The sequence below is a fragment of the Novosphingobium sp. genome (genome assembly GCF_020852455.1).
Taxonomy (GTDB): domain Bacteria; phylum Pseudomonadota; class Alphaproteobacteria; order Sphingomonadales; family Sphingomonadaceae; genus Novosphingobium.
In genome coordinates this window covers 24,449-46,666 of sequence record NZ_JADZAT010000023.1, presented here as the reverse complement: position 1 = coordinate 46,666, position 22,218 = coordinate 24,449, and the positions used below count along the sequence as shown (strand labels likewise).

Annotated in this window: 19 protein-coding genes and 1 tRNA gene; 8 read left to right on the top strand and 12 right to left on the bottom strand. The window is 64.8% G+C overall.

Features of this window, described 5'->3' with window-relative positions; all coding sequences use genetic code 11:
• Window position 1 precedes the first annotated feature (1 nt).
• From IT549_RS10290 to IT549_RS10275, 4 genes are all read right to left on the bottom strand, one after another.
• Window positions 2–1,348 (bottom strand): aspartate aminotransferase family protein, encoded by a 1,347-nt coding sequence (locus IT549_RS10290; RefSeq protein ID WP_292972808.1) that lies wholly within the window; start codon window positions 1,346–1,348, stop codon window positions 2–4.
• Window positions 1,345–2,616, bottom strand: a complete 1,272-nt coding sequence (locus IT549_RS10285; RefSeq protein WP_292972806.1) for an FAD-binding oxidoreductase — start codon at window positions 2,614–2,616, stop codon at window positions 1,345–1,347. Before IT549_RS10285 ends, IT549_RS10290 begins: the two co-directional genes overlap by 4 nt.
• A gap of 2 nt (window positions 2,617–2,618) precedes the next feature.
• Window positions 2,619–3,968: a glutamine synthetase family protein gene (locus tag IT549_RS10280; RefSeq protein ID WP_292972804.1), complete on the bottom strand. Its 1,350-nt coding sequence runs from the start codon at window positions 3,966–3,968 to the stop codon at window positions 2,619–2,621.
• Between the two features lie 63 nt (window positions 3,969–4,031).
• The gene (locus IT549_RS10275; protein WP_292972802.1) at window positions 4,032–4,778 is read right to left on the bottom strand and encodes a TorF family putative porin; all 747 of its coding nucleotides are present in this window, start codon (window positions 4,776–4,778) and stop codon (window positions 4,032–4,034) included.
• 242 nt (window positions 4,779–5,020) lie between these two features.
• Here IT549_RS10275 and IT549_RS10270 point away from each other — a divergent pair, with 242 nt between their 5' ends.
• Window positions 5,021–6,334 carry an aspartate aminotransferase family protein gene (locus IT549_RS10270; RefSeq protein WP_292972800.1) on the top strand — a complete coding sequence of 438 codons (1,314 nt, stop codon included), beginning with the start codon at window positions 5,021–5,023 and terminating at the stop codon, window positions 6,332–6,334.
• Between the two features lie 13 nt (window positions 6,335–6,347).
• On the top strand, window positions 6,348–7,634 hold the full coding sequence (gene gabT / locus IT549_RS10265; RefSeq protein ID WP_292972798.1) for a 4-aminobutyrate--2-oxoglutarate transaminase: 1,287 nt from the start codon (window positions 6,348–6,350) through the stop codon (window positions 7,632–7,634).
• On the opposite strand, the gene IT549_RS10260 is transcribed toward gabT, so the two are convergent.
• From IT549_RS10260 to IT549_RS10245, 4 genes are all read right to left on the bottom strand, one after another.
• Window positions 7,631–10,591, bottom strand: a complete 2,961-nt coding sequence (locus IT549_RS10260) for a M10 family metallopeptidase C-terminal domain-containing protein (protein ID WP_292972796.1) — start codon at window positions 10,589–10,591, stop codon at window positions 7,631–7,633. The two genes, gabT and IT549_RS10260, sit on opposite strands and share 4 nt — an antisense overlap.
• 17 nt (window positions 10,592–10,608) lie before the next feature.
• Window positions 10,609–11,040 (bottom strand): hypothetical protein, encoded by a 432-nt coding sequence (locus IT549_RS10255; RefSeq protein WP_292972794.1) that lies wholly within the window; start codon window positions 11,038–11,040, stop codon window positions 10,609–10,611.
• A 132-nt stretch (window positions 11,041–11,172) separates the two neighbouring features.
• A tRNA-Cys gene (locus IT549_RS10250) sits at window positions 11,173–11,246 on the bottom strand.
• A 51-nt stretch (window positions 11,247–11,297) separates the two neighbouring features.
• Window positions 11,298–12,683: an RNB domain-containing ribonuclease gene (locus IT549_RS10245; protein ID WP_292972792.1), complete on the bottom strand. Its 1,386-nt coding sequence runs from the start codon at window positions 12,681–12,683 to the stop codon at window positions 11,298–11,300.
• A gap of 135 nt (window positions 12,684–12,818) precedes the next feature.
• On the opposite strand from IT549_RS10245, the gene IT549_RS10240 reads away from it, so the two are divergent.
• From IT549_RS10240 to fghA, 3 genes are read left to right on the top strand one after another with little or no spacing between them, the layout of a single operon-like run.
• A complete protein-coding gene (locus tag IT549_RS10240) occupies window positions 12,819–13,931 on the top strand; it encodes an S-(hydroxymethyl)glutathione dehydrogenase/class III alcohol dehydrogenase (protein WP_292972790.1) in 1,113 nt (370 codons plus the stop codon).
• A gap of 4 nt (window positions 13,932–13,935) precedes the next feature.
• Entirely contained in the window at window positions 13,936–14,319 is a 384-nt protein-coding gene (locus IT549_RS10235; protein WP_292972788.1) for a VOC family protein, read from the top strand.
• Window positions 14,319–15,155 carry an S-formylglutathione hydrolase gene (gene fghA, locus IT549_RS10230; RefSeq protein WP_292972841.1) on the top strand — a complete coding sequence of 279 codons (837 nt, stop codon included), beginning with the start codon at window positions 14,319–14,321 and terminating at the stop codon, window positions 15,153–15,155. Before IT549_RS10235 ends, fghA begins: the two co-directional genes overlap by 1 nt.
• Here the strand turns inward: fghA and IT549_RS10225 are convergent.
• The 3 genes from IT549_RS10225 to IT549_RS10215 form a co-directional block, all read right to left on the bottom strand.
• Entirely contained in the window at window positions 15,152–15,964 is an 813-nt protein-coding gene (locus tag IT549_RS10225; RefSeq protein WP_292972786.1) for a crotonase/enoyl-CoA hydratase family protein, read from the bottom strand. The two genes, fghA and IT549_RS10225, sit on opposite strands and share 4 nt — an antisense overlap.
• A 23-nt stretch (window positions 15,965–15,987) precedes the next feature.
• A complete protein-coding gene (locus tag IT549_RS10220) occupies window positions 15,988–16,632 on the bottom strand; it encodes a winged helix-turn-helix domain-containing protein (protein WP_292972784.1) in 645 nt (214 codons plus the stop codon).
• 188 nt (window positions 16,633–16,820) lie between these two features.
• Window positions 16,821–18,020: an LL-diaminopimelate aminotransferase gene (locus tag IT549_RS10215; RefSeq protein ID WP_292972782.1), complete on the bottom strand. Its 1,200-nt coding sequence runs from the start codon at window positions 18,018–18,020 to the stop codon at window positions 16,821–16,823.
• Between the two features lie 153 nt (window positions 18,021–18,173).
• Here IT549_RS10215 and phaC point away from each other — a divergent pair, with 153 nt between their 5' ends.
• The 3 genes from phaC to clpS all read left to right on the top strand — a co-directional run bounded on the left by phaC (window position 18,174) and on the right by clpS (window position 21,437).
• A complete protein-coding gene (gene phaC / locus IT549_RS10210) occupies window positions 18,174–20,054 on the top strand; it encodes a class I poly(R)-hydroxyalkanoic acid synthase (protein ID WP_292972780.1) in 1,881 nt (626 codons plus the stop codon).
• A 135-nt stretch (window positions 20,055–20,189) separates the two neighbouring features.
• Window positions 20,190–20,918: a phasin family protein gene (locus IT549_RS10205; protein WP_292972778.1), complete on the top strand. Its 729-nt coding sequence runs from the start codon at window positions 20,190–20,192 to the stop codon at window positions 20,916–20,918.
• Between the two features lie 150 nt (window positions 20,919–21,068).
• Window positions 21,069–21,437 carry an ATP-dependent Clp protease adapter ClpS gene (clpS, locus tag IT549_RS10200; protein ID WP_292972776.1) on the top strand — a complete coding sequence of 123 codons (369 nt, stop codon included), beginning with the start codon at window positions 21,069–21,071 and terminating at the stop codon, window positions 21,435–21,437.
• Window positions 21,438–21,441: 4 nt separating this feature from the next.
• Here the strand turns inward: clpS and IT549_RS10195 are convergent, their stop codons facing one another.
• The gene (locus IT549_RS10195; protein WP_292972774.1) at window positions 21,442–22,149 is read right to left on the bottom strand and encodes a VIT family protein; all 708 of its coding nucleotides are present in this window, start codon (window positions 22,147–22,149) and stop codon (window positions 21,442–21,444) included.
• Between the last annotated feature and the right edge of the window lie 69 nt (window positions 22,150–22,218).

The window sequence follows — 22,218 nt, the reverse complement described above, 5'->3', positions numbered from 1 at the left end:
ATCATCCAATCAGCGTCTTGAGGCAGTCATCGAGCACTTCGGCCAAGCGATCAACCTGGGCCGATGTGGTCGCGGGACTGACCAGGGTCATGTTGTGGAACGGCGCGATCAGCACGCCGCGGTTGATGAGGAACAGGTGCAGGGCGTGTTCAAGCGGCCCGTGCATCTTGGCGCGGGCTTCGCTGCCGTTGCGGGCCGGAACGGGATCGCAGATGAATTCGCCGCGGCTGCCGACATGGGTGACATGCCAATTGAGCCCGCGCTGTTCGATCACGTCGCCGGTCTTGGCGGCCAGTTCCTCGGCGAGTGGCAGCATGTGGGCATAGGCGGTCGGCGTCATCACCTCGGTCAGGCAGGCGCGCATCGCGGCGAGCGCCAGGGCATTGGCCGAAAGCGTGGTGCCGATCCCGGAATGGCCCTTTTCGCCCTCCTCGCGGCAGTGCTCCATCCGCTGCGCCACTTCGGCGGTAAAGCCATAGACCGCGCAGGGCACCCCGCCGGCCACCGGTTTGCCCAGCACGAACAGATCGGGCAGCGGTCCGAAGGTGGCGGTGTGGCCGCCATAGCCGGTGGAGATCGTGTGGGTTTCGTCCCAGACCAGCAGCGTGCCGTGGCGCGTGCAAGCCGCGCGCAGCGCCTCAAGATAGCCGGGCTGCGGCATGACCATGCCAACATTGGTCATCGCCGGTTCGGCCAGCACGCAGGCGACATCGCCCCGGGCCAGCGCCGCCTCAAGCGCGGGCAGGTCGTTGAATTCGATCACCACGGTGTGTTCGCGCACATCGTAAACCTGGCCGACCAGGCTCTTGCGCAGTTCGGGCACCCCGCCGCGCAGATCGACGAACACGTCATCGACCGCGCCGTGGTAGCAGCCGTTGAAGACCAGCACCTTGTCGCGCCCGGTGATCCCCCGGCACCAGCGGATCACCGCGCGGTTGGCTTCGCTGGCCGAAGAGGTGACCTGCCAGTAGGGCAGCTTGAAGCGCCGGGCGAGTTCATCGGCGACCACCACCGCATCCTCGGTCGGCAACATGTAGGTCAGCCCCCGGCTGGCCTGGCGGGCAAGCGCCGCAGCCACCGGGGCGGGCGAATGGCCGAACATCGATCCAGTATCGCCCAGGCAGAAATCGTCATAGCAATGCCCGTCGACGTCCCACAGCCGGGCGCCTTCGGCCTTTTCGGCGAACAGCGGGAATGGCGTGCCCCAATCGAGCATCCAGTGGAACGGCACCCCGCGATGCCAATGCCGCGCGGCGTCCCTGGCCAAGGCGGCAGAGCCCGGATTGGCGGTAACGTAGCGATCCTGTTCGGCCGCGATCATCGCAGCGATGGCCTGGTCGGTAATCACAGCCGGTCCTTCAGTGCGTAATAGAGCATGCCCGCCACGTAGAGCGGATGGCGCAGCCAGCGCCCGCCCGGAAAGGCCCGGCGCGGCAGGCTGGCGAACAGGTCAAAGCGTTCGGCATGGCCGCGCATCGCCTGGGCGATCAGATCGCCCGCCAGGGTGGTCATCAGCACGCCGTGCCCCGACCAGCCGTGGGCATAGAAGCTGTTCCCGATCCGCCCGAACTGCGGCAGCCGGTTGAGCGTGACGCCCACCAGCCCGCCCCAGGCATGGTCGATCGCGACGCCTTGCAGCTGCGGGAAGACCTGTTCCAGATAAGGCCGGACGAAGCCCGCGACATCGGCTGGCGGACGCGGACTGTACTTTTCACCGCCACCGAAGATCAGCCGGTTGTCGGCGCTCAGCCGGTAGTAGTTGAGCACGAATTTGCTGTCTGCCACCGCCGCGCCCGACGGGATCAGGGACCGCGCTGCCGCATCGCCCAGCGGCGCGGTGGCGACATTGTAATTGGCGACCGGCATGGTCATCGCCGCCAGATCGGGCACCAGATCGCCCATGAAGGCATCGCAGGCCAGCACCGCATGGCTGGCGGTAACCAGCCCCTGCGCCGTGGTCACCCGCACCGGGCCGGTGTGGTCGATCGCCGTTGCGGCGCTGCCTTCGCAGATCCGCACCCCGGCCGCCTCGGCAGCTTGCGCCAGCCCCAGCGCATAGTTGAGCGGGTGGAGATGGCCGCCATTGGTATCAAGCAGTCCGCCATGGTAGATCGGGCTGGCGACCACCCGGCCAACATCGCCGGGCGCAACGATTTCCGCGCCTTCATAGGCCAGCAGATCCTGCAGCAGATCCAGTTCGCGGCGCATGGCGTCCAGATGCCCGGGCCGGGCCGCAGCCTGGAAGTGCCCGCTGCGCAAATCGCAGGCAATCCCGTGCCGCTCGATCCGCTTGCGCACCATGTACCCGGCGGTGTTGGCCAGGCCGATCAGCCGCGCGGCGCGGTCGCGGCCGAACTCGGCCACCAGATCGGGTGCGGCCCAGCGCATGCCGGCGATCATCTGCCCGCCGTTGCGCCCCGAAGCGCCCCAGCCAATCCGGTGCGCTTCGAGCAGGACCACCGAAAAGCCGGCCTCGGCCGCATGGAGCGCTGCCGACAGCCCGGTAAATCCACCGCCGATCACCACCACATCGACGTTCAGCGATCCGGCAAGCGCCGGCCGCGAAGGCCAAGGATTGGCGGTGGCCGCGTAATAGGACGGCGCGTGAGGCTCCACCTCTACACCTTGAGCAACAGGTGTTCGCGTTCCCACGACGAGATCACCGACTGGTAGGCGTAAAGCTCGGCGTCCTTGATCGCCCAGAAGATCTCGAAGAACTCTTCGCCCAGCAGGTTCTTGACCGGCTTGCACTGATAGAACCGGTCAAGCGAAGCCTCGAGCGTGCGCGGCAGGGTGCGCGCACGGTTGTAGGCGTTGCCTTCCAGCATCTTGGGCGGGATCATCCGCTCAACCATGCCGATATAGCCGCAGATCAGCGAGGCGGCGATCGCCAGGTAGGGATTGGCATCGGCCCCGGCCAGGCGGTTTTCGACCCGGCGGTCCTTGCTTTCCGAGACCGGCACGCGGAACCCGCACGAACGGTTGTCGCTGCCCCAGTGGACGTTGATCGGCGCGGCGGTATCGGGCCGCATCCGGCGGAACGAATTGACGTTGGGCGCGACCAGCGGCAGCACCTGCGGCATCAGCCGGACGAGGCCCGCGATGTGGCTGCGGAACAAAGCGGTTTCCTTGCCATTGCCCGTCGAGAAGACGTTGCGCCCGGTTTCCATGTTGAGCACCGACTGGTGGATGTGCATTGCGCTGCCGGGCTGGTCGGCCATCGGCTTGGCCATGAAAGTGGCATAGACGCCGTGTTCCAGCGCGACCTGCCGCACGATCCGCTTGAACAGCAGCACCTGGTCGGCCAGCGCCATCGGATCGCCGTGGATGAAGTTCACTTCCAGCTGTGCGGCCCCGGCCTCGTGGATCATCGTATCGATGTTCAGCTCGGCTTTTTCGCACCAGTCATAGATCTGCTCGATGATCTCTTCGTATTCGCCCAGCGCCTCCAGCCCGAAGGCCTCGCTGGCGGTTTCGGCGCGGCCCGAACGGCCCGGCGGCGGCGTGAGCGGGAAATCGGCGTCGAGGTTCTTGGACACCAGATAGAATTCGGCCTCGGGCGCGATCACCGGCTGCCAGCCCTTGGCCTCGTACAGCGACAGCACCTTCTTCAGGATCTGGCGCGGGGCGATCTCCACCGCCTTGCCCGAGGCATGATAGCCATCGCAGATCACATAAGCGGTCGGGGTCTTGAAGCCGGGAGCCTCGCGGATCGTGGTGGGATCGGGCACCAGGATCAGGTCGGGGTCGAAATCGGGCACGATGTGCTCGACGTCTTCGGGATAGCCGCCGGTCACGGTGACGATAAAGACGCTGCCGGGAATCCGCAGGGTGCGGTCCTGAAGCGATTTCAGGAACTTGCCGGCGGGCAGCACCTTGCCGCGCTGGATTCCGTTGATGTCCGGAACGATGCACTCCACCTCGGCAATGCCGCGTTCCTTGATCCAGCTGGCAATATCGGTGGTCATTGTCTGTCTCGGGTCAGGAACCGGCCAGGGCAAACCATTCGCCCCGGCCGGACCTGTATGGTGTCAGAAGCCGAACTTGAGCGAGGCGACTGCGGTCGGGCCGCCCAGGCCGGTGAAGTCATGTGCGGTATCGACATAGTCGAGCGAGGCGCTCAGCCCGCCGCCCAGATCGACGCTGGCACCCAGGATCCAGTCCTTCTTGTGCTGGGCGAAGGCGCCATGCTCATAACCGAAGGTGCCGTGGACCGAGAACGGCGACTTGCCGATCGGCATATCGCCCGAGATGTAGACGTAGGTGTTGTCCTGCCCGCCCAGGTTGTCCTGCTTGGGGGCATAGGCCACGCCCACGCGCACTTCGGCGCCGCCAACCGTGGTGCCGACCGAACCGAAGCCTTCGATGTAGTTGAAGTCGCGGTGACCAAGGTACGAATAGTAGATCGCACCAACATCGACATTGACGCTGCCGACATCCTTCGAGAAGCCGGCGGTCCAATCCATTTCCAGGTCGTCAGAGCTGCCCAGGCCCAGGCTGACGTTCGACGCCCAGACGCTGGCATAAAGGCCGGATTCGTGCTCGACCGAGATCGACGCGGTCAATTCAGGCTCACCAGCCGACAGCGACAGGCCGCGGAAGCGATAGTCGCTGAGCACCGCAACTTCGGCGGAAATATCGATCGGACCCGAAGCTTCTTCGGCTTCGCCATCCTGCGCATAGGCCACGCCCGGCATTGCGGCGAGCGGTGCCGCCATGGCCGCTGCGGCCAGAAAGCTTTTGAACTTCATGTTGTTACCCTCATGTTCTATCTGCATCTGCGACGGGGGCCTGCCCGGCAACCGAAACCGATCCTGGAAAAATCGGCAACTTGCGACCCGTAGCTGCCCCGGCAGATCCCCTTCCAGACCATCACCTTGGCCGCAATAAGACAAGAAAGCCAATGGGATTTATTGGAGCTATGGCTATCGACTTTTCCGATAGGGGAATTCCTTGCGATCCGAATGGCATCCCCGGTAGTTGATCCCTATCACCATAATCGCCGCGCAGTGGAGCCAGCATGTCCGAACCCAACGATCTTTCCGCCTTCTGGATGCCGTTCACCGACAACCGCGGTTACAAGGCCGATCCCCGGATGCTCGTGGCCTCCGAAGGGATGCATTACACTGCCCAGGCCGGGCACAAGGTGCTGGATGCTACCGGCGGGCTGTGGTGCGTCAACGCCGGGCACAACCGCCCGCGGATCGTCGAGGCAATCCGCAAATGCGCCGGCACGCTCGATTTCGCGCCGACCTTCCAGCTGGCCCACCCGCTGGTGTTCGAAGCCGCATCGCGCGTGGCGATGATCATGCCCGAAGGGCTCGACCGGATCTTCTTCACCAATTCGGGTTCGGAAAGCGTCGATACCGCGCTGAAGATCGCGCTCGCCTATCAGCGCGCGCGCGGCCAGGGCAGCCGCACCCGCCTGATCGGGCGCGAACGCGGGTATCACGGGGTTGGCTTCGGCGGAATCTCGGTGGGCGGGATCGTCAACAACCGCCGCCAGTTCGGCACCCTGCTGGCCGGGGTTGATCACATGCGCCACACCCACGACCTGGCGCGCAACGCCTTCTCGCGCGGGCTGCCGCAGCACGGCGCGGAACTGGCCGATGATCTTGAGCGGATCGTCGCGCTGCACGGGGCGGATACCATTGCCGCCGTGATCGTCGAACCGGTGGCCGGCTCAACCGGCGTGCTGATCCCGCCGCAGGGCTATCTCCAGCGGCTGCGCGAAATCTGCGACCGCCACGATATCCTGCTGATCTTCGACGAAGTGATCACCGCCTATGGCCGCGTCGGCAAGGCTACCGCCGCCGAGCGTTTCGGCGTGACGCCCGACCTGATCACCATGGCCAAGGGGCTGACCAACGCCGCGGTGCCGATGGGCGCGGTGGCGGTGCGGCGCGAGATCTATGACACCGTGGTCGGCAATGCCGGCCCGGGGATCGAACTGTTCCACGGCTATACCTATTCGGGCCACCCGCTGGCCGCCGCCGCCGCGATCGCCAGCCTGGAAACCTATGCCGAGGAAGGGCTGTTCGAAAAGGCGATCGAGCTGGAAAGCTACTGGGAAGACGCGGTCCATTCGCTGAAGGATGCCCGCCACGTGATCGATTGCCGCAATATCGGCCTGATCGGCGGGATCGAGCTGGAACCGCGCCCCGGCGCACCGACCAAGCGCGCGATGGAAGTGTTCCACCGCGCCTTCGACCAGGGCCTGCTGGTCCGCGTGACCGGCGATATCATCGCGCTGTCACCGCCGCTGATCCTTGAAAAGAACCACATCGACGAAATCTTCGGCAAGCTGGCCGAAGTGCTTGCCACCATCGAATAGGAGCATCCCCCGCATGGTCACCAACGCCGAACTCCAGGCCCGCCGCGAGGCCGCTGTCCCGCGCGGCATTTCGACCATGCACCCGCGCTTCGTGACCCGCGCGGCCAATGCCGAGCTGTGGGATGTCGAGGGCAACCGCTACATCGATTTCGCCAGCGGCATCGCCGTGCTCAACACCGGGCACAACCACCCGAAGGTGGTGGCGGCGGTGAAGCAGCAGCTTGATGCCTTCACCCACACCTCGTTCCAGGTGAATCCCTATGAAGGCTATGTCGCGCTGGCCGAACGGCTCAACGCGATCTCGCCCACCGGCCAGCCGTCGAAGACGATCTTCCTGACCACCGGGGCCGAAGCGGTTGAAAACGCGATCAAGATCGCCCGCGCCCACACCGGGCGCAAGGCGGTGGTGGCCTTCAAGGGCGGGTTCCACGGCCGGACCATGATGGGCATGGCGCTGACCGGCAAGGTCCAGCCCTACAAGGCCGGGTTCGGCCCCTTCCCCGGCGATGTCTGGCACGTCCCCTTCCCGATCGACTACCACGGGGTCTCGGTCGATCAGAGCCTCGCCGCGCTTGACAGCCTGTTCAAGGCCGATGTCGATCCCGCCGAAGTGGCAGCGATCATCATCGAGCCGGTCCAGGGTGAAGGCGGGTTCTACCAGGCCCCCACCGAACTGCTGCAACGCCTGCGCGCGATCTGCGATGCCAACGGCATCCTGCTGATCGCCGACGAAATCCAGACCGGCTTCGCCCGCACCGGGCGGATGTTCGGGATCGAGCATTCGGGCGTTCAGCCCGATCTGATGACCATTGCCAAGTCGATGGCCGGCGGCTTTGCGATTTCGGGCGTGATCGGCAAGGCCGAGATCATGGACGCGCCTGGCCCCGGCGGGCTGGGCGGCACCTATGGCGGGCCGCCGATGGCCTGCGCAGCCGGGCTGGCGGTGCTGGACGTGATTGCCGAGGAACGGCTGTGCGAACGCGCCGACGAAATCGGCCAGCTGATCAAGACCCGCCTGCTGGACCTGAAGCGCACCAATTCGCTGGCCTGCATCGGCGATGTCCGCGGGCCCGGCGCGATGGTTGCGCTCGAACTGGTCCAGCAGGGCGATGCCGACCGGCCCGACCCCGACCTGACCAAGGCACTGGTGGTCGATTGCGCCAAGGATGGCCTGATCCTGCTGGCCTGCGGGATCCGCAGCAATGTGATCCGCTTCCTGGTGCCGCTGACCGCCAGCGACGAACTGGTGGGCGAAGGGCTCGACGTGCTGGAACGCAACCTGGTGCGGCTGGCGGGTTAGCCCAGCAGCCAGCCCTGGTTTGGCGCGCTGTCCCAGTGGGCCAGACCTCCGCCAACGATCCCTTCAACGCCATAAGGCGTATCAGCCGCCAGCGGATTTGCGCTGACGAACGGCTGCGGCTCCATGGTGGGCGCAGCCTTTGCCGGTTCAGCGGTGGCGCCCAGAATGAAGTCGCTGGCTTCAAGCTGGCTCATCGTCACGTTGTGCAGCACGATCACATCGCCGTTGGTCATCTGGATCGCCCCGACATTGCCGTTCTGCACGAACAGGCCCTGCAACTGGGTGAAGGTCAGGCCATAGGATGACAGGTCAATCTTGTCCTGGCCGCGAGTGAAGTCGCCGACGATGTCGGAGCCGGTACCCTGTTCGAAGATGAAGGTGTCGCCCCCAGCTTCACCAAACAGCACGTCGTCGCCCAGCATCCCGTTGAGCGTGTCGTCGCCCAGGCCACCCAGCAGCCAGTTGGCCGAATCGCTGCCGGTCATGATGTTGTCCAAATCGTTGCCCACCCCGAACGGCGTGGTGCCCTGCAGCGTCAGCTTCTCGATGTTGGCATAGAGGTAATATCCGGCACCATCGATGTCGGCGATGACCCAGTCGATACCCTCGCCCGCCTGCTCGAAGACCAGATCTGCCGGAGTATCGACATAGTAGAGGTCATCATCCTCATTGCCGTACATCAGGTCATAGTCACCCAATCCGCTGTTTCCGTACAAGTAGTCGCTGCCGGCCCCACCAACCATGATATCGGTGTCGAAGGTGTTGCCGCCATTCAGCGTGTCACTGCCATCCTGACCATACATTTCGTCGGCACCATCACCGCCCAGAATGACGTCGTGGCCATCACCGCCAACCAGGTAATCGATTCCCGCATCGCCAGAGAGCCAATCATTTCCGGACTCGCCGAAAATCGAATCCCTGGCTCCGCCACCATAGAAGGTGTCATTGCCCAGCCCGCCGATCAGCAGGTTCTGGCCATCGTTGCCATAGATCATGTTGTCCAGATCGTTGCCGACCCCGAAAAAGTCGCCCGCACCGGTCAGCGTCAGGTTCTCGACGTTGGCATAGAGGTAGAAGCTGGAAGACGATTCAACCCTGTCGTTCCCCTCCCCGGCATTCTCGAACACCAGTTCGGTTTGCTGGTTAACGACAAAAGTATCATCGCCAGCTCCACCATACATCGAATCCACGCCGGCCCCGCCGTCGAGGCGGTTGCTGGCCGCATTGCCGATCAGCACATCGTTGCCGCTACCGCCCATGGCATTCTCGATGATCGTGCCGCGCGCGATCGACAGGTTGCCGACCCCGCCGCCGATATTCGAGAAGCTTTCCTGGTTGAGGTCGATCCGCTGGTTCGAGGCAAAGCCCGAATAGTTGAGCGTGTCGGTACCGCCGTTGTCAACGATGGTCACCGCGATCGAGGTCTGCCCGACGGCAGCCGAATAGATCTCTCGACCTGAATTGTTGTTGAAGCCATAGGTCGTATTGCCGGTACGCGTGTTGCTGGCCCCGCCGCCATACAGATTGCGCGCTGCAATGATGTCCGCCACCATCGGCGTCTGGGCATAGACCCGGCTGAAGCCCAGCCCGCCGAAATAGGTGTTCTCGGTCTGGTCGAAGTACGACATGATCGTGGTCGCCCAGGCATCGTTGAGATAGGTCGCATCCTGGCCGTAATTGGCGGTGGTATTGTAGGGGCCGCCATGCCCCAGCCCCAGTGCATGGCCGATTTCGTGGACATAAGTCTGGAACGAATAGGACCGCAGTGTGGTACCCGACTGGGTCAGCCAGGCGGTCGAGACATTGACCGTGGCCGAGGTGATGATCCCGCCCGAAGTCGAGCTGGAGGTGAAGGCCCCGTCCTGGTTGTCGTCGAACTGCATCTGCCCGCCGCTGGCAACCTCGTTGAAGGTTACGCCCAGCACGTCGCTCCACAGGTTGAGCGCCTCGCGGGCCAGGAACTGGCCATCTGCGGTCAACTGGGTCAGATTGACGGTGATCGTGCCGCCGGGCTGCACGTTGAAGTGCCGCGACGAACCGCCCCAATAGGTGTGGGTCAGCTGCGTGGCGATCTGATCGTTGGTATAGAGCGAAAGCGGCGGGGCGATCTCCGCCTGGAGCCGATAGCCCCCGCTTGCGTCATCGCCCCAGCCGCCCAGATCGATATAATAGGTGCCGCTGGTGGTGGCGGTGAAGCGGATCCGCGAATAGGTTCCGTTGCTGTCGTCGTTATAGGCCAGCAGGCTGCCGACTGCGTCGCGCAGGAACAGCGCGGTATCGATGTCACCCGCCGCCCCGGTTGCAGAGGTGGTAAACAGATAGGTCTGCCCGGCGGTCAGCGTGACGGCATACCAGTCATGGTCGCCGGTGTTTTCCAGCGTGCCGTTGACGCTGCCTCCGATAGCGACCGTCCCGGTGGTTGCGGTTGACCCGGCGACCGAATCCGCCATCGGCCGGGTGACCGAAAGATAGTAGGTGCCCGTGTCGGACTGATAGCCCGAAACGTCGAGATAGAAGTTGCCCGACGAGGTCGGCGTGTAGGTTATCTCGGACAGATAGAGGCCATTGCTGGTGTTGGCGTCGTCGTTTTGCACGATCAGCGCCCCGGTCGAGCTGCGCAGCGTCAGAATGCTGTCGCCCAGCTCCGTCGAGAACATCGTCGAAAAGGTATAGGTCTGCCCGGCAGTCAGCGTCACGACGTACCAGTCATGATCGCCGGCCGTGTCAATCGCACCTTCAACATAGCCGCCAACCGCAACTGTCGCGGTGGTGCTGGTATCGCCCGGCACAATATCGGGCGCACCCAGCACCCAGCCACCCGGCGCATGATCGCCCTCAGCAGCGGTCAGGTTGAATCGCGAACGTGCGGCAAGCTGCGGGGCCGCATACGATACCCCACCATCAAACATCCAGCTATCGCCAAAGCCAAGATCGGCATTGAGCCCGAACAGACGCATCGTAACAATTCTCCAATTCAGCCGGCGCTGTGCAGCCGTTCGGCTACTGCGCGGGAAAGCATGTCGATTTCGCGCATATCCAGCCGCTTGTCCATGACATCGATCGAGATTGGCGGATGATTTCTTACCGCCTTGCCAAGGCGCGAGGTAAACGCGGCTTCAGCCTGCGCGGGCGGTGAAAGGCGCACGGCGATGCGCACCCAGCGGCGCGCAGCCCCCTGCGGCGGACTGGCAACGCGAACCAATCTGGCCTTGATCGCAGGCTCGATCGCCGCTGCCAGCCGCGCGCAGATTGCCTCGCGGGTCAGCTGGGGTGAGCCTTTGATCTGGCCGGTTACGGTACAGTGGAAGTCGATTGCCGGCCGCGCCGCAGTGGCAGGTGCAAGGGTCCCCGCCGGGCCAAGCCCCAGCGCCACCAGTCCAGTTGCAATGATTGCGCGCGCCATCATCCGGAAAGACCCCTGCCAGCCCTGACGGACCGGTCAAGCCGCGCTAGCCCAACGGGTCTTGCCGCAAGGTGAATAAGCCCCTGCGGGGTCTGAAATGCCAAATCCGGGAATGGGCGCTGCGTCAGCGCATGGTGGAGGCCCGAGCCGGAATCGAACCGGCGTAAACGGATTTGCAGTCCGGTGCGTAGCCACTCCGCCATCGGGCCTCACTGCAAGGCCGGGCCACTAGCCGAGGCGCGGCGGGTGCGCAAGGGCCATCAGGCGATTCGGCTGAAGCCCACCAGCCGCCGTGCCGGATCGGCGGTATCGAGCCGCACGGTAATCGGATCGCCCGGGCGCACGCCGTGGGTCGATGTGCGCGCCACCACCGGCAGGTCGCACAGCTGGATGCGGGTGCCGGCCGGATCAAGATCGGTCACCACCGCGCTGAAGTGCTCGCCCTCGCGCCCGGCCAGGATCGCAGCTTCGGCCAGATCGACCACCGCACGTTCAACCTGATTGCTGCGGCCATCGGCCTTGCCCATCACCGAACCAAGCTGCTGGAACGCGGCCTCGACCTCGGCCTCGACCGGCTGACCATTGGCGACGCTCAGCGCGGCACGCAGCACATAGCGGTCGGCCAGCCGCCGCAAGGGCGCGGTCATGTGGCAATAGGTCGCGGCCATTGCGGCGTGCCACGGCTTCACCCCCGGCTGGTAGGGCACATAGCTGGCGCCGTTGCCGGCGCGGCGGATCGCCAGCATGAAGGCGGCGGCGGCAGGTTCCTGCGGATCGAGCGTCTTTTCGAACTGTGCGAGGCTTGCCTCGTGCGGCCAGTCGAGCCCGAAGGCCCGGGCGGTGTGGCGCAGCCGGGCAATCGCGCGCTCGTCGGGCCCGGCCATGACCCGGAACAGCCCAGTGCCCGCGGCATAGAGCGCATCGGCCACTGCCAGGTTGGTCGCCAGCGAGAGCGCGGCATTGCGGCGTTCGGCCATGGCCAGCGGGCGCAGCCGCAGGGTGAAATGGCCCTGCTGGTCGCGCTCAACCTCCTGTTCGGGCGGATCGACCCGCGCGGCGCCGCGCTGGTCATCGGCCGCCGCGATCCGGCGGGCCAGTTCGGCGAACTGACCGGGCAACTGGTCCGCACGCACCGTCTCATAGCCCAGCTTGGCGCGGCTGCGGATCAGGGCGCGTTCCACCCCCTGCAGCTTCACCGCGCCATCGGGCGCGACGCGGGTGGTGAACAGGATTGCCGGGCGATCCCCATCGGGCAGCAGGCTGGCCGCCGCTTCCGACAGGGCCCTGGGATAGAGCCCGGCCTTGCCATCGGGCAGATAGGTGGTCAGCCCGCGCTGCCATGCCTCCTGATCCAGCGGATCGCCCGAACGGACAAACCACGGCACGTCGGCAATCGCATAGTGCAGCAACAGGTCGCCGCCCGCCGGTTCGATTGCGAAGGCCTGGTCCAGATCGGTCGAGCTGGCCGGGTCAAGCGTGACGAAGGGCATTTGTGTGCGGTCGGTGTGACTGTCAGGTGCCTGTTGTGCCGCCTCCCGGGCAGCGCTTTCGACCGCATCGGGAAAGGTGGCGGGCACCTTGAACTGCGCCCGGATCGCGGCGAGGCCTTCGGCGAGCAGGCAATCAGGATCGTGCAAGGATTTCATAAGACTTGGCTAGCGCGGCGCATCATGCTTGCCAAGCCGATGCCTTTTGCGCATGGCGCTGGCCGAGAGATTGACGCCGGAATTGGCCGCAAGGTAAGCGCCGAACCGGACCGGAAAAGGAAGAGGATCCAGCCCATGAAGACCCGCGCCGCAGTCGCCTTTGCGCCCAAGCAGCCGCTTGAGATTGTCGAGCTTGACCTTGAAGGTCCCAAGGCGGGCGAAGTGCTGGTCGAGATCATGGCGACGGGGATCTGCCATACCGATGCCTACACGCTCGACGGGTTCGACAGCGAGGGGATCTTCCCCTCGGTGCTGGGTCACGAAGGCGCTGGAATCGTTCGCGAAGTGGGCGCGGGCGTGACCTCGGTCAAGCCGGGCGATCACGTGATCCCGCTCTACACCCCGGAATGCCGCCAGTGTAAGTCGTGCCTCTCGGGCAAGACCAACCTGTGCACCGCGATCCGCGCCACCCAGGGTCAGGGGCTGATGCCCGATGGCACCTCGCGCTTCAGCTACAAGGGCCAGACGATCTATCACTACATGGGCTGTTCGACTTTCTCGAACTTCACCGTGCTGCCCGAGATCGCGGTCGCCAAGATCCGCGAGGACGCGCCGTTCCAGACCAGTTGCTACATCGGCTGCGGGGTGACCACGGGCGTGGGCGCGGTGATCAACACCGCCAAGGTCCAGGTGGGTGACAACGTGGTGGTCTTCGGGCTTGGCGGGATCGGGCTCAACGTGATCCAGGGCGCGCGGCTGGCCGGCGCGAACAAGATCATCGGCGTCGACATCAACGAAACCCGCGAGGAATGGGGCCGCAAGTTCGGGATGACCGACTTCCTCAATTCGAAGGGCATGAGCCGCGAGGATGTGGTCGCCAAGATCGTGGCGATGACCGATGGCGGCGCAGACTATACCTTTGACGCCACCGGCAACACCGATGTGATGCGCACCGCGCTGGAAGCCTGCCACCGCGGATGGGGCACTTCGATCATCATCGGCGTGGCCGAAGCCGGCAAGGAAATCGCCACCCGCCCGTTCCAGCTGGTGACGGGCCGCAACTGGCGCGGAACCGCGTTCGGCGGGGCCAAGGGCCGCACCGACGTGCCCAAGATCGTTGACATGTACATGGCCGGCAAGATCGAGATCGACCCGATGATCACCCACGTGATGGGGCTGGAAGAAATCAACACCGCCTTCGACCTGATGCATGCCGGCAAGTCGATCCGTTCGGTCGTGGTGTTCTGATCCGATGTTCAGCCACGTCACCATCGGCGCGAACGATATCGAAGCGGCCAAGCGGTTCTACGATGCCGCCCTCGGCGCGCTGGGCGTGCCCGAAGGTGAAATCGATGTGCGCGGCCGGCTGATCTATGTCCATGCTGGCGGGCGGCTGCTGATCACCAGGCCGATCAATGGCGAGCCGACCCACGGCGGCAACGGCCATACGCTGGGGTTCCTGGCCGCCTCTCCGGCCGAGGTCAATGCCTGGCATGCCGCGGGGCTGGCGCACGGCGGCACTGCGATCGAGGATCCGCCGGGTGAACGCTGCCCACCCGATGGCCGGGTGCTCTATCTGGCCTATCTGCGCGATCCTTCGGGCAACAAGCTGTGCGGCTTTCACCGGGTGAAATGATGGAACAGCTTTCGGCCAACCGTAGCCATGGCGGCACGCAAGGGGTCTATACCCACCAGTCGAGCGCAACCGGCACGCCGATGACCTTTTCGGTCTTCGTGCCCGATCATGCCGAAGGCGCGAAGCTGCCGGTGCTGTGGTACCTGTCAGGGCTGACCTGCACCCACGCCAATGTCACCGAGAAAGGCGAATTCCGCGCTGCCTGCGCGCGGCACGGGGTGATCCTGATCGCTCCCGACACCAGTCCGCGCGGCGATGACGTGCCGGACGATGAGGGCTATGACTTCGGCAAGGGCGCGGGCTTCTATGTCGATGCCACCCAGGAACCATGGGCGGCCAATTTCCGCATGCGCAGCTACATCGAACAGGAACTGCCCGCACTGATCGCGGCGGAATTCCCCGCGGCCGACCTGGCCCGCCAGGGGATCACCGGGCATTCGATGGGCGGCCACGGCGCTTTGACCATTGCCCTGCGCAATCCCGGTCGGTTCAAGTCAGTCAGCGCCTTTGCGCCGATCGTGAGCCCGCTCAACTGCCCCTGGGGCGATAAGGCGCTGACCGGCTATATCGGCGCCGACAAGGCGGCTTGGCGCGAATACGATGCCTGCGCGCTGATCGAGGACGGCGCGCGCCTGCCCGACCTGCTGGTTGATCAGGGTGAGGCCGACAATTTCCTGCACGAACAGCTCAAGACCGGGCTCTTGGTGCTGGCCTGCCGCAAGGCCGGGATCCCGGCGACAATCCGGATGCAGCCGGGGTACGACCACTCGTACTATTTCATCTCCAGCTTCATGGCCGACCACGTGCAGTGGCATGCCGAGCGATTGAAGGCTTAGGGATCGACGAACGCGCCCTTGCGTTTTTCCATCTGGCTCATCACCGCTTCGATCTGGTTCTTGCTGCCGATCAGCGCCTGTTGTTCAACGCTTTCGGCCATCAGGATTTCAGCCTCGCTGGCGTGAAGGTAATCGCCGAACAAGCGCTTGGCCGCGCGCTGGGCGTGCGGGTTGCGGTTGGCGATTTCGGCGGCGATGGCATTGGCTCGGGCCAGCGGATTGGCATCGACCACCGTCGCAAAGCCCAGCGTCTGGGCATCGGCGCCCGAGAATTCGCGGTTGGTATAGGTCAGTTCGCGCAGCACATCGTCGCGGACCATCCCGCGCCACAGCGCATAGCCCGCCATATCGGGCACCAGCCCCCACTTCATTTCCATCACCGCCATGCGCGCGTCGGGCGCGACCACACGGATATCGGCGCCGCTGGCAATCTGCAGCCCGCCACCGAAACAGACCCCGTGCACCGCCGCGATCACCGGCACCGGCAGCTTGCGCCATTGCAGCGCCACCTGCTGGGCATGGTTGGCATTGCCATAGGTCCGCTCGGTCAGGGGCACGCGGTCATGCCGGCCGGTCTGGGCCATGCTGGTCAGGTCCAGCCCGGCGCAGAAGCTGCGCCCTTCGCCCGACAGCACCACGCAGCGCAGCCCTTTCAGGTCATAAAGCACCCGCGCCGCATCGATCAGCGCGGCAAACATGTCGGGATCGAGCGCGTTCATCTTGTCGGCGCGGATCAGCCTGACCTGGGCCACGCCATCCTGCTCGATATTGATCGCAATGCGGCCTTGCGGGTTTACGGTCAGGTCCATGGTCGCTCAGTTCCTCCAGACATTCAGGGTAAGGCCTGTTCCTTGCCCATTCGCAGCAAGCCGTCCAGCGACAATTCACTGCCAGTGGCCAACGCCGGACGCTGCATCCGGGCAACCAGGCAGTATGATCCATCGACCAGCGTTTCGACCATGCCATCGACGCCCGAAGTCCGCAGCTTGGTGCGCAGGCGGCTGACGTGGACTGCCAGGCTGTTGGTTTCTGGACGGAACGACAGCCGCCACACATCGTAGAGCAGTTCGCTGGCGCTGACCGCCTCGCCCGGGGTTTCCGCCAGCCGCCACAGCAGCGCGAATTCGCGCGGATGCAGCCCGACCGCGCGGCCCGCCACATAGGCCTCGCGCGCCAGCAGGTCGAGCTTGATCGGGCCATGGATCCGGTAACGCGGCAGCGACTGGGCCAGCTGTTCAAGCCGCAGGACGCGCGCCTCGATCTCTTCAAGCGTCGGGCCGCGCGCCAGGGCATCGCCAAAGCCCAACCGCAGCATCCGTGCACGCTCGCTCGATTCCTCGACCTCAAGCATCATCATCCACTTGCGCTGCGCCGGGTTGGCACCGGCCAGGCTCAGCCACTGGACAAGCGGCAGATCGTGCGGGCGGCCCAGCACGACATGCGCCTCAGCCGGGCCGGACGAATGCGAATCGCCCAACAGCTGCCAGCCGACCCGGCGCAAGTCATAGGCGGCAGGGATAGGCCCTGCCGAAAACCAGCGAAACAGCCGCAAGTTGCCCTCTCAAGGCCAGTGCCCGAAATCTTTCCCCGCGGCATGGCTGCACAATTCCCGCGGCCCACGCAATAGGGGAGAACCGCAGGAATTGGCCGATTTTGGGACCCTTTTCAGGCGGCCGAGGCGTTGATGCCCATCGATTGGAGGTAGCGGCGCACATTGCGCGCCGCCTGGCGCAGTCTTTGTTCGTTTTCTACCAATGCGATACGCACAAAACCTTCGCCCTCTTCGCCGTAACCGACGCCCGGGGCGACCGCGACTTCGGCATGGGTCAACAGCTGCTTGGCGAATTCAAGACTGCCCATTTCCTTTAGCGCGGGGGGCAAGGGCGCCCAGGCAAACATCGATGCCGCAGGAGCGGGAATATCCCACCCCGCGCGCCCGAAGCTTTCGATCAGCACATCGCGGCGCTTCTGGTAAAGTGCGCGGTTGGCATCGACGATATCCTGCGGGCCGTTGAGCGCGGCGACGGTTGCCGCCTGAATCGGGGTAAAGGCGCCGTAATCGAGGTAGCTCTTCACCCGCTTCAGCGCGGCAATCAGCCGCTGGTTGCCAACCGCGAAGCCAACCCGCCAGCCGGCCATCGAAAAGGTCTTCGACATCGAGGTGAATTCAACCGCGACATCCTTGGCACCCGGCACCTGCAGGATCGAAGGGGTCGGCTTGCCATCGTAATAGAGCTCGGAATAGGCCAGGTCCGACAGCACCCAGACCTTGTTCTCCTTCGCCCAGGCGACCAGCCGTTCATAAAAGGCCAGATCGACCGTTTCGGCGGTGGGGTTCGAGGGGTAGTTGACGATCAGGATCGAGGGGCGCGGCACGGTAAAGGCCATCGCCCGGTCAAGCGCGCGCCAGTAATTCTCGTCCGGCGTGGTCGGGACCGAGCGGATCGTCGCCCCGGCGATGATGAAACCGAAGGTATGGATCGGGTAGCTGGGGTTGGGTGCCAGCACCACATCGCCCGGCCCGGTGATCGCGGTGGCCAGGCTTGCCAGACCCTCTTTCGAGCCCATGGTCATCACCACTTCGCTCTCGGGATCAAGCTCCACCCCGAACCGGCGGGCATAGTAATTGGCCTGCGCCTTGCGCACCCCGGGGATGCCCGAGCTGGCCGAATAGCCGTGCGCGCTGGGCTTCTGGGCCACTTCGCACAGCTTGTCGATCACGTGCTGCGGCGGGGGCAGATCGGGATTGCCCATCCCCAGGTCGATAATGTCCTGGCCCGCGGCGCGCGCCGCTGCCCGCATGCCATTGACTTCGGCGATGACATAGGGCGGCAGTCGCTTGATGCGGTAGAATTCCTCGGACATTGGACCTTTCCGGTTGTGATCGCGCCAGGCTTGGGCGCGCGGGCCTTATCGGGGAAAGGTGCAATTTGCGCCAGTGGGTTTTGTGTGCAGGCGCACAAAGTCTCGCGAATGTCACCGCATCGGGCTATGGAGGGCTCTGAAGGAGCCTTTTCGATGAGCGATCGTTCGGCCGACGGCGAGCACCCCGACGATATCCTGGCGGCGATGATGGCGGCCCCGCAGCAGCTGTTCTCGCAGTTCATGCCGGGCGGCGAGGCCAATGGGCCGGCAGTGGGCGATCTGGCGCAATGGGGCCAGGTGGCGCAGCGGATGCAGGCGCTGTGGCAGGAATTCCAGCGCGAACAGGCTGCTGCGGCGCAGGGCAAGTTGCCGATGCTGTTCGCCGATCCGGGCAATTTTGCCGGGATCATGCAGGGCTGGCTCAAGGCGCTGCCGCTGACCCAGCCCGAAGCCCAGAAGCGGTTCTGGGAGGAAAGCCTTGAGCTGTGGCAGGGTGTGCTGGGCCAGTACGGGATCGGCCCCAAGGCGGGCGAGGCCGGCAGCGATGGCCCGAAGCTGCCGCGCAAGGACCGCCGCTTCGCCGATCCCAAATGGCGTTCGCAGCCGTTCTATGCGCTGGTCCACCAGACCTACCTGCTGCTGGCCGAACAGGTGCTGGCCATGGCCGATACGGTCGAAACCGGCGATCTCGCCCAGCGCGAACAGCTGAAGTTCGCCGCGCGCACGCTGGTCGATATGCTCAGCCCGGCCCACTTCCCGCTGACCAATCCGCTGGTGGTGGAAAAGACCCTGGCCAGCCGCGGCGAGAACCTGGTCAAGGGCATGGAGCACCTGCTGGCCGACCTCAAGGGCGGACAGCTGACCCACGTCGATCCGCAAGCCTTCAAGGTGGGCGAGAATATCGCCACCACACCCGGCAAGGTCGTGCATGAAACGCCGCTGTATCAATTGGTGCAGTACAGCCCGACCACCGAATCTGTGCTGGAAGTGCCGCTGGTGATCTTCCCGCCGTGGATCAACCGGTTCTACATCCTCGACCTTTCGCCCGAAAAAAGCTTCATCCGCTGGGCGGTGGAACAGGGGCTGACCGTCTTCGTGGTCAGCTGGAAATCGGCCGACGAAAGCATGAAGGACCTGGTCTGGGACGATTACATCCGCGCCCAGATCGACGCGATCGACCAGGTCCGCAACCGGTTGGGGGTAAAGTCAGTCCATACGATCGGCTATTGCGTGGCCGGGACCACGCTGGCCGCGACGCTGGCCGTGCTGGCGCGGCGCGGCGAGGCCGACAAGGTCAAGAGCGCGACCTTCTTCACCGCGCAGGTCGATTTCAGCGAAGCGGGCGAGCTCAAGGTGTTCATCGACGACCAGCAGCTCGATGCGCTGGAAAAGCTCTCGGCCCAGACCGGCTATCTCGACGGGCGCTACATGGCCTTCACGTTCAACCTGCTGCGCGGGAACGACCTGATCTGGAACTATGTGGTCAAGAACTACCTGCTGGGTGAAGACTATCCGGCCTTCGACCTGCTGCACTGGAACGGCGATGTCACCAACCTGCCGGCGCGCTGGCACATGGACTACCTCAAGGACCTGTACCGCGACAACAAGCTGGTCACGCCCGATGCGCTGAGCGCCGATGGCACGCCGATCGACCTGACCCGAATCAAGACCCCGGCCTATATCCAGGCCGGGCGCGAGGACCACATCGCCCCGGTCAGCAGCGTGTGGAAGATCATGGAGCACCTTGGCGGTGACAAGACCTTCCTGCTGGCGGGATCGGGCCACATCGCCGGGGTGGTCAATCCGCCCAGCGCGAAGAAGTACCAGTACTGGACCAACCCCGAAGCGGCGGGAAGCCTGGCCGAGTTCATCGCCGGAGCAAGCGAAACCCCCGGCAGCTGGTGGCCGCACTGGATCGGGTGGATCCGCGCCCGCGACCAGGCCGAAGTGCCGGCCAAGGGCAAGCGCGTACCCGGCGGCAGCGGCGATCCGGTGATCGAGGATGCCCCTGGGCGCTATGTGAAATCGCGGTAAATCACTGAAATATAGCCAGAAGTGCAGTTTATGCTGCACTGCACAAAAATCCCTTGACTTCGCAAGTGTAATAACTATTTTGTGCACTGCAACATGAGCCGGACTGTGCCGGTTCTGTCAGAAGGATTTGTGACAATGGCTAGTGCACCCGAAGCCAAGATCGATGCCGCTGCCGAAAAGGCCTATGCCGAAGCAGCCGCCAAGGTTGAAGTGAAGGCCGCGCCCAAGGCCGAAGCCAAGCCGGTCGCCAAGAAGGCGCCGGCCAAGCAGGCTGCTGCCAAGGTTGTGGCGAAGAAGGCTCCCGTGGCCAAGAAGGCCGCCGCGCCGAAGAAGACCGTCAAGAAGGCTGCCACCAAGGCGCCTGCCAAGCCGACCGCCATCAAGCCGACCACCGTCGCCCAGTTCAAGGACACCATCATGAGCAAGACCCAGACCGCCGCCGAAGATTTCACCGCCAAGGTCAAGGAAGCCGCCGCCGACGCACAGGCGCGCGCCAAGGACGCCTTCGAAAAGGGCCAGACCTATGCCGCCGAATACGGCGAATTCGCCAAGGGCAACGTCGAAGCGCTGGTCGAATCGGGCAAGGTCCTGGCCGCTGGCCTGCAGGACATGGGCAAGGACTACCTCGCCGAAGGCAAGACCGCGCTCGAAACCCTGACCGCCGACGTCAAGGAACTGGCCCAGGTCAAGTCGCCGGCCGACTTCTTCAAGCTGCAGGGTGAAATCCTGCGCCGCAACTTCGACGCCGCCGTCGCTTCGGGTTCGAAGCACTCGGAAAAGGCCGTGAAGCTGGCGAACGACGCTTTCGCGCCGATCTCGACCCGCGTCAGCCTGGCCGTCGAAAAGGTCAAGCAGGCCGCCTAAGGGCTGCCGTTCCTCGCGGGTCGGCGCTCCCTCTCCCCGCCGCTACCCGCGAGCCCAATCCGGGCCGGACAGCTCCCCGCTGTCCGGCCCGTTCGGTTTTTGGGACAAGGGCACTTGTTCTTTACCCTTGCGATGCGATATTTTGATCCGATGCACGAACCTTTCGCCCTGACCGACCTGCCAATCCGCGCTGCCGAAGACGGCGAGGGCGATTCCGGTGGACAGGGGCAGGTCGGCGTCGCCACCAAGACCCGCGCCAAGCCCAAGAAGCCAAGCCAGTTCAAGGTGCTGATGCTGAACGACGATTACACCCCGATGGAATTCGTGGTGATCGTACTCAAGCGGTTCTTCCAGATGGACATGGAACAGGCGACCCGGGTGATGCTCCACGTCCACCAGCGCGGCGTCGGCGTCTGCGGGATCTTCCCTTATGAAATCGCCGAAACCAAGGTGAACCAGGTGATGGACTTCGCCCGCCAGAACCAGCACCCGCTGCAGTGCACGCTGGAGAAGGCGTGAGCCGCTAGGCCACGCTCGTCCCGAACAGGCTCCCGATCGCGTAGGTCGCGGCCATCGCGATGGCGCCCCAGAAGGTTACCCGCAGCACACCCTTGCCGATCGGGGCGCCGCCAGCCTGCGCGCCGACCGCGCCAAGCAGCATCAGGAACAGCAGCGCGGCGAGCGACACACCCACCGCCAGCGACCCCAACGGCAGTAGCAGCGCTATGACCAGCGGCAGCGCGGCACCGACTGCGAAGGTCGCAGCCGAAGCGAGCGCGGCCTGCATAGGGCGGGCGCGGTGCATTTCGGCGAGGCCCAGCTCATCCCGGGCGTGGGTCGAGAGCGCATCGTGCGCGGTCAGCGCCGCAGCCACCTGCCTGGCCAGGTCTTCGTCCAGCCCGCGCTGGCGGTAGATATTGGTCAGTTCCTGCAGTTCGAATTCGGGCTGTTCGGCCAGTTCCTTGCGCTCACGCGCCAGATCGGCCGCCTCGGTATCGGCCTGGCTGGAGACCGAGACATATTCCCCCGCGGCCATCGACAGCGCACCGGCCACCAGTCCCGCCACCCCGGCCACCAGCACTTCCTGCTTGCCCGCAGCCGCAGCCGCCACGCCGACGATCAGGCTGGCGGTCGAAACGATCCCGTCGTTGGCGCCCAGCACCGCGGCGCGCAGCCAGCCGATCCGCTCAACCGCATGGGTTTCGGCGGGCTTTCCGGGGATTGGCGGCATCGGCATGCTCCTGTTCTGGCGACTTTTCCGACAAGAGCACAAATCGGCGCGGTGCACCATGACACAGCG

What these genes read in the sequence shown, in the direction of transcription:
- clpS (WP_292972776.1), top strand. Translation starts at nt 21,069, where the DNA reads ATGCACGAACCTTTCGCCCTGACCGACCTGCCAATCCGCGCTGCCGAA.
- IT549_RS10235 (WP_292972788.1), top strand. Translation starts at nt 13,936, where the DNA reads ATGTTCAGCCACGTCACCATCGGCGCGAACGATATCGAAGCGGCCAAG.
- fghA (WP_292972841.1), top strand. Translation starts at nt 14,319, where the DNA reads ATGGAACAGCTTTCGGCCAACCGTAGCCATGGCGGCACGCAAGGGGTC.
- IT549_RS10275 (WP_292972802.1), bottom strand. Translation starts at nt 4,778, where the DNA reads ATGCAGATAGAACATGAGGGTAACAACATGAAGTTCAAAAGCTTTCTG.
- IT549_RS10205 (WP_292972778.1), top strand. Translation starts at nt 20,190, where the DNA reads ATGGCTAGTGCACCCGAAGCCAAGATCGATGCCGCTGCCGAAAAGGCC.
- IT549_RS10225 (WP_292972786.1), bottom strand. Translation starts at nt 15,964, where the DNA reads ATGGACCTGACCGTAAACCCGCAAGGCCGCATTGCGATCAATATCGAG.
- IT549_RS10260 (WP_292972796.1), bottom strand. Translation starts at nt 10,591, where the DNA reads ATGCGTCTGTTCGGGCTCAATGCCGATCTTGGCTTTGGCGATAGCTGG.
- IT549_RS10240 (WP_292972790.1), top strand. Translation starts at nt 12,819, where the DNA reads ATGAAGACCCGCGCCGCAGTCGCCTTTGCGCCCAAGCAGCCGCTTGAG.
- IT549_RS10245 (WP_292972792.1), bottom strand. Translation starts at nt 12,683, where the DNA reads ATGAAATCCTTGCACGATCCTGATTGCCTGCTCGCCGAAGGCCTCGCC.
- gabT (WP_292972798.1), top strand. Translation starts at nt 6,348, where the DNA reads ATGGTCACCAACGCCGAACTCCAGGCCCGCCGCGAGGCCGCTGTCCCG.
- IT549_RS10270 (WP_292972800.1), top strand. Translation starts at nt 5,021, where the DNA reads ATGTCCGAACCCAACGATCTTTCCGCCTTCTGGATGCCGTTCACCGAC.
- phaC (WP_292972780.1), top strand. Translation starts at nt 18,174, where the DNA reads ATGAGCGATCGTTCGGCCGACGGCGAGCACCCCGACGATATCCTGGCG.
- IT549_RS10255 (WP_292972794.1), bottom strand. Translation starts at nt 11,040, where the DNA reads ATGATGGCGCGCGCAATCATTGCAACTGGACTGGTGGCGCTGGGGCTT.
- IT549_RS10195 (WP_292972774.1), bottom strand. Translation starts at nt 22,149, where the DNA reads ATGCCGCCAATCCCCGGAAAGCCCGCCGAAACCCATGCGGTTGAGCGG.
- IT549_RS10215 (WP_292972782.1), bottom strand. Translation starts at nt 18,020, where the DNA reads ATGTCCGAGGAATTCTACCGCATCAAGCGACTGCCGCCCTATGTCATC.
- IT549_RS10280 (WP_292972804.1), bottom strand. Translation starts at nt 3,968, where the DNA reads ATGACCACCGATATTGCCAGCTGGATCAAGGAACGCGGCATTGCCGAG.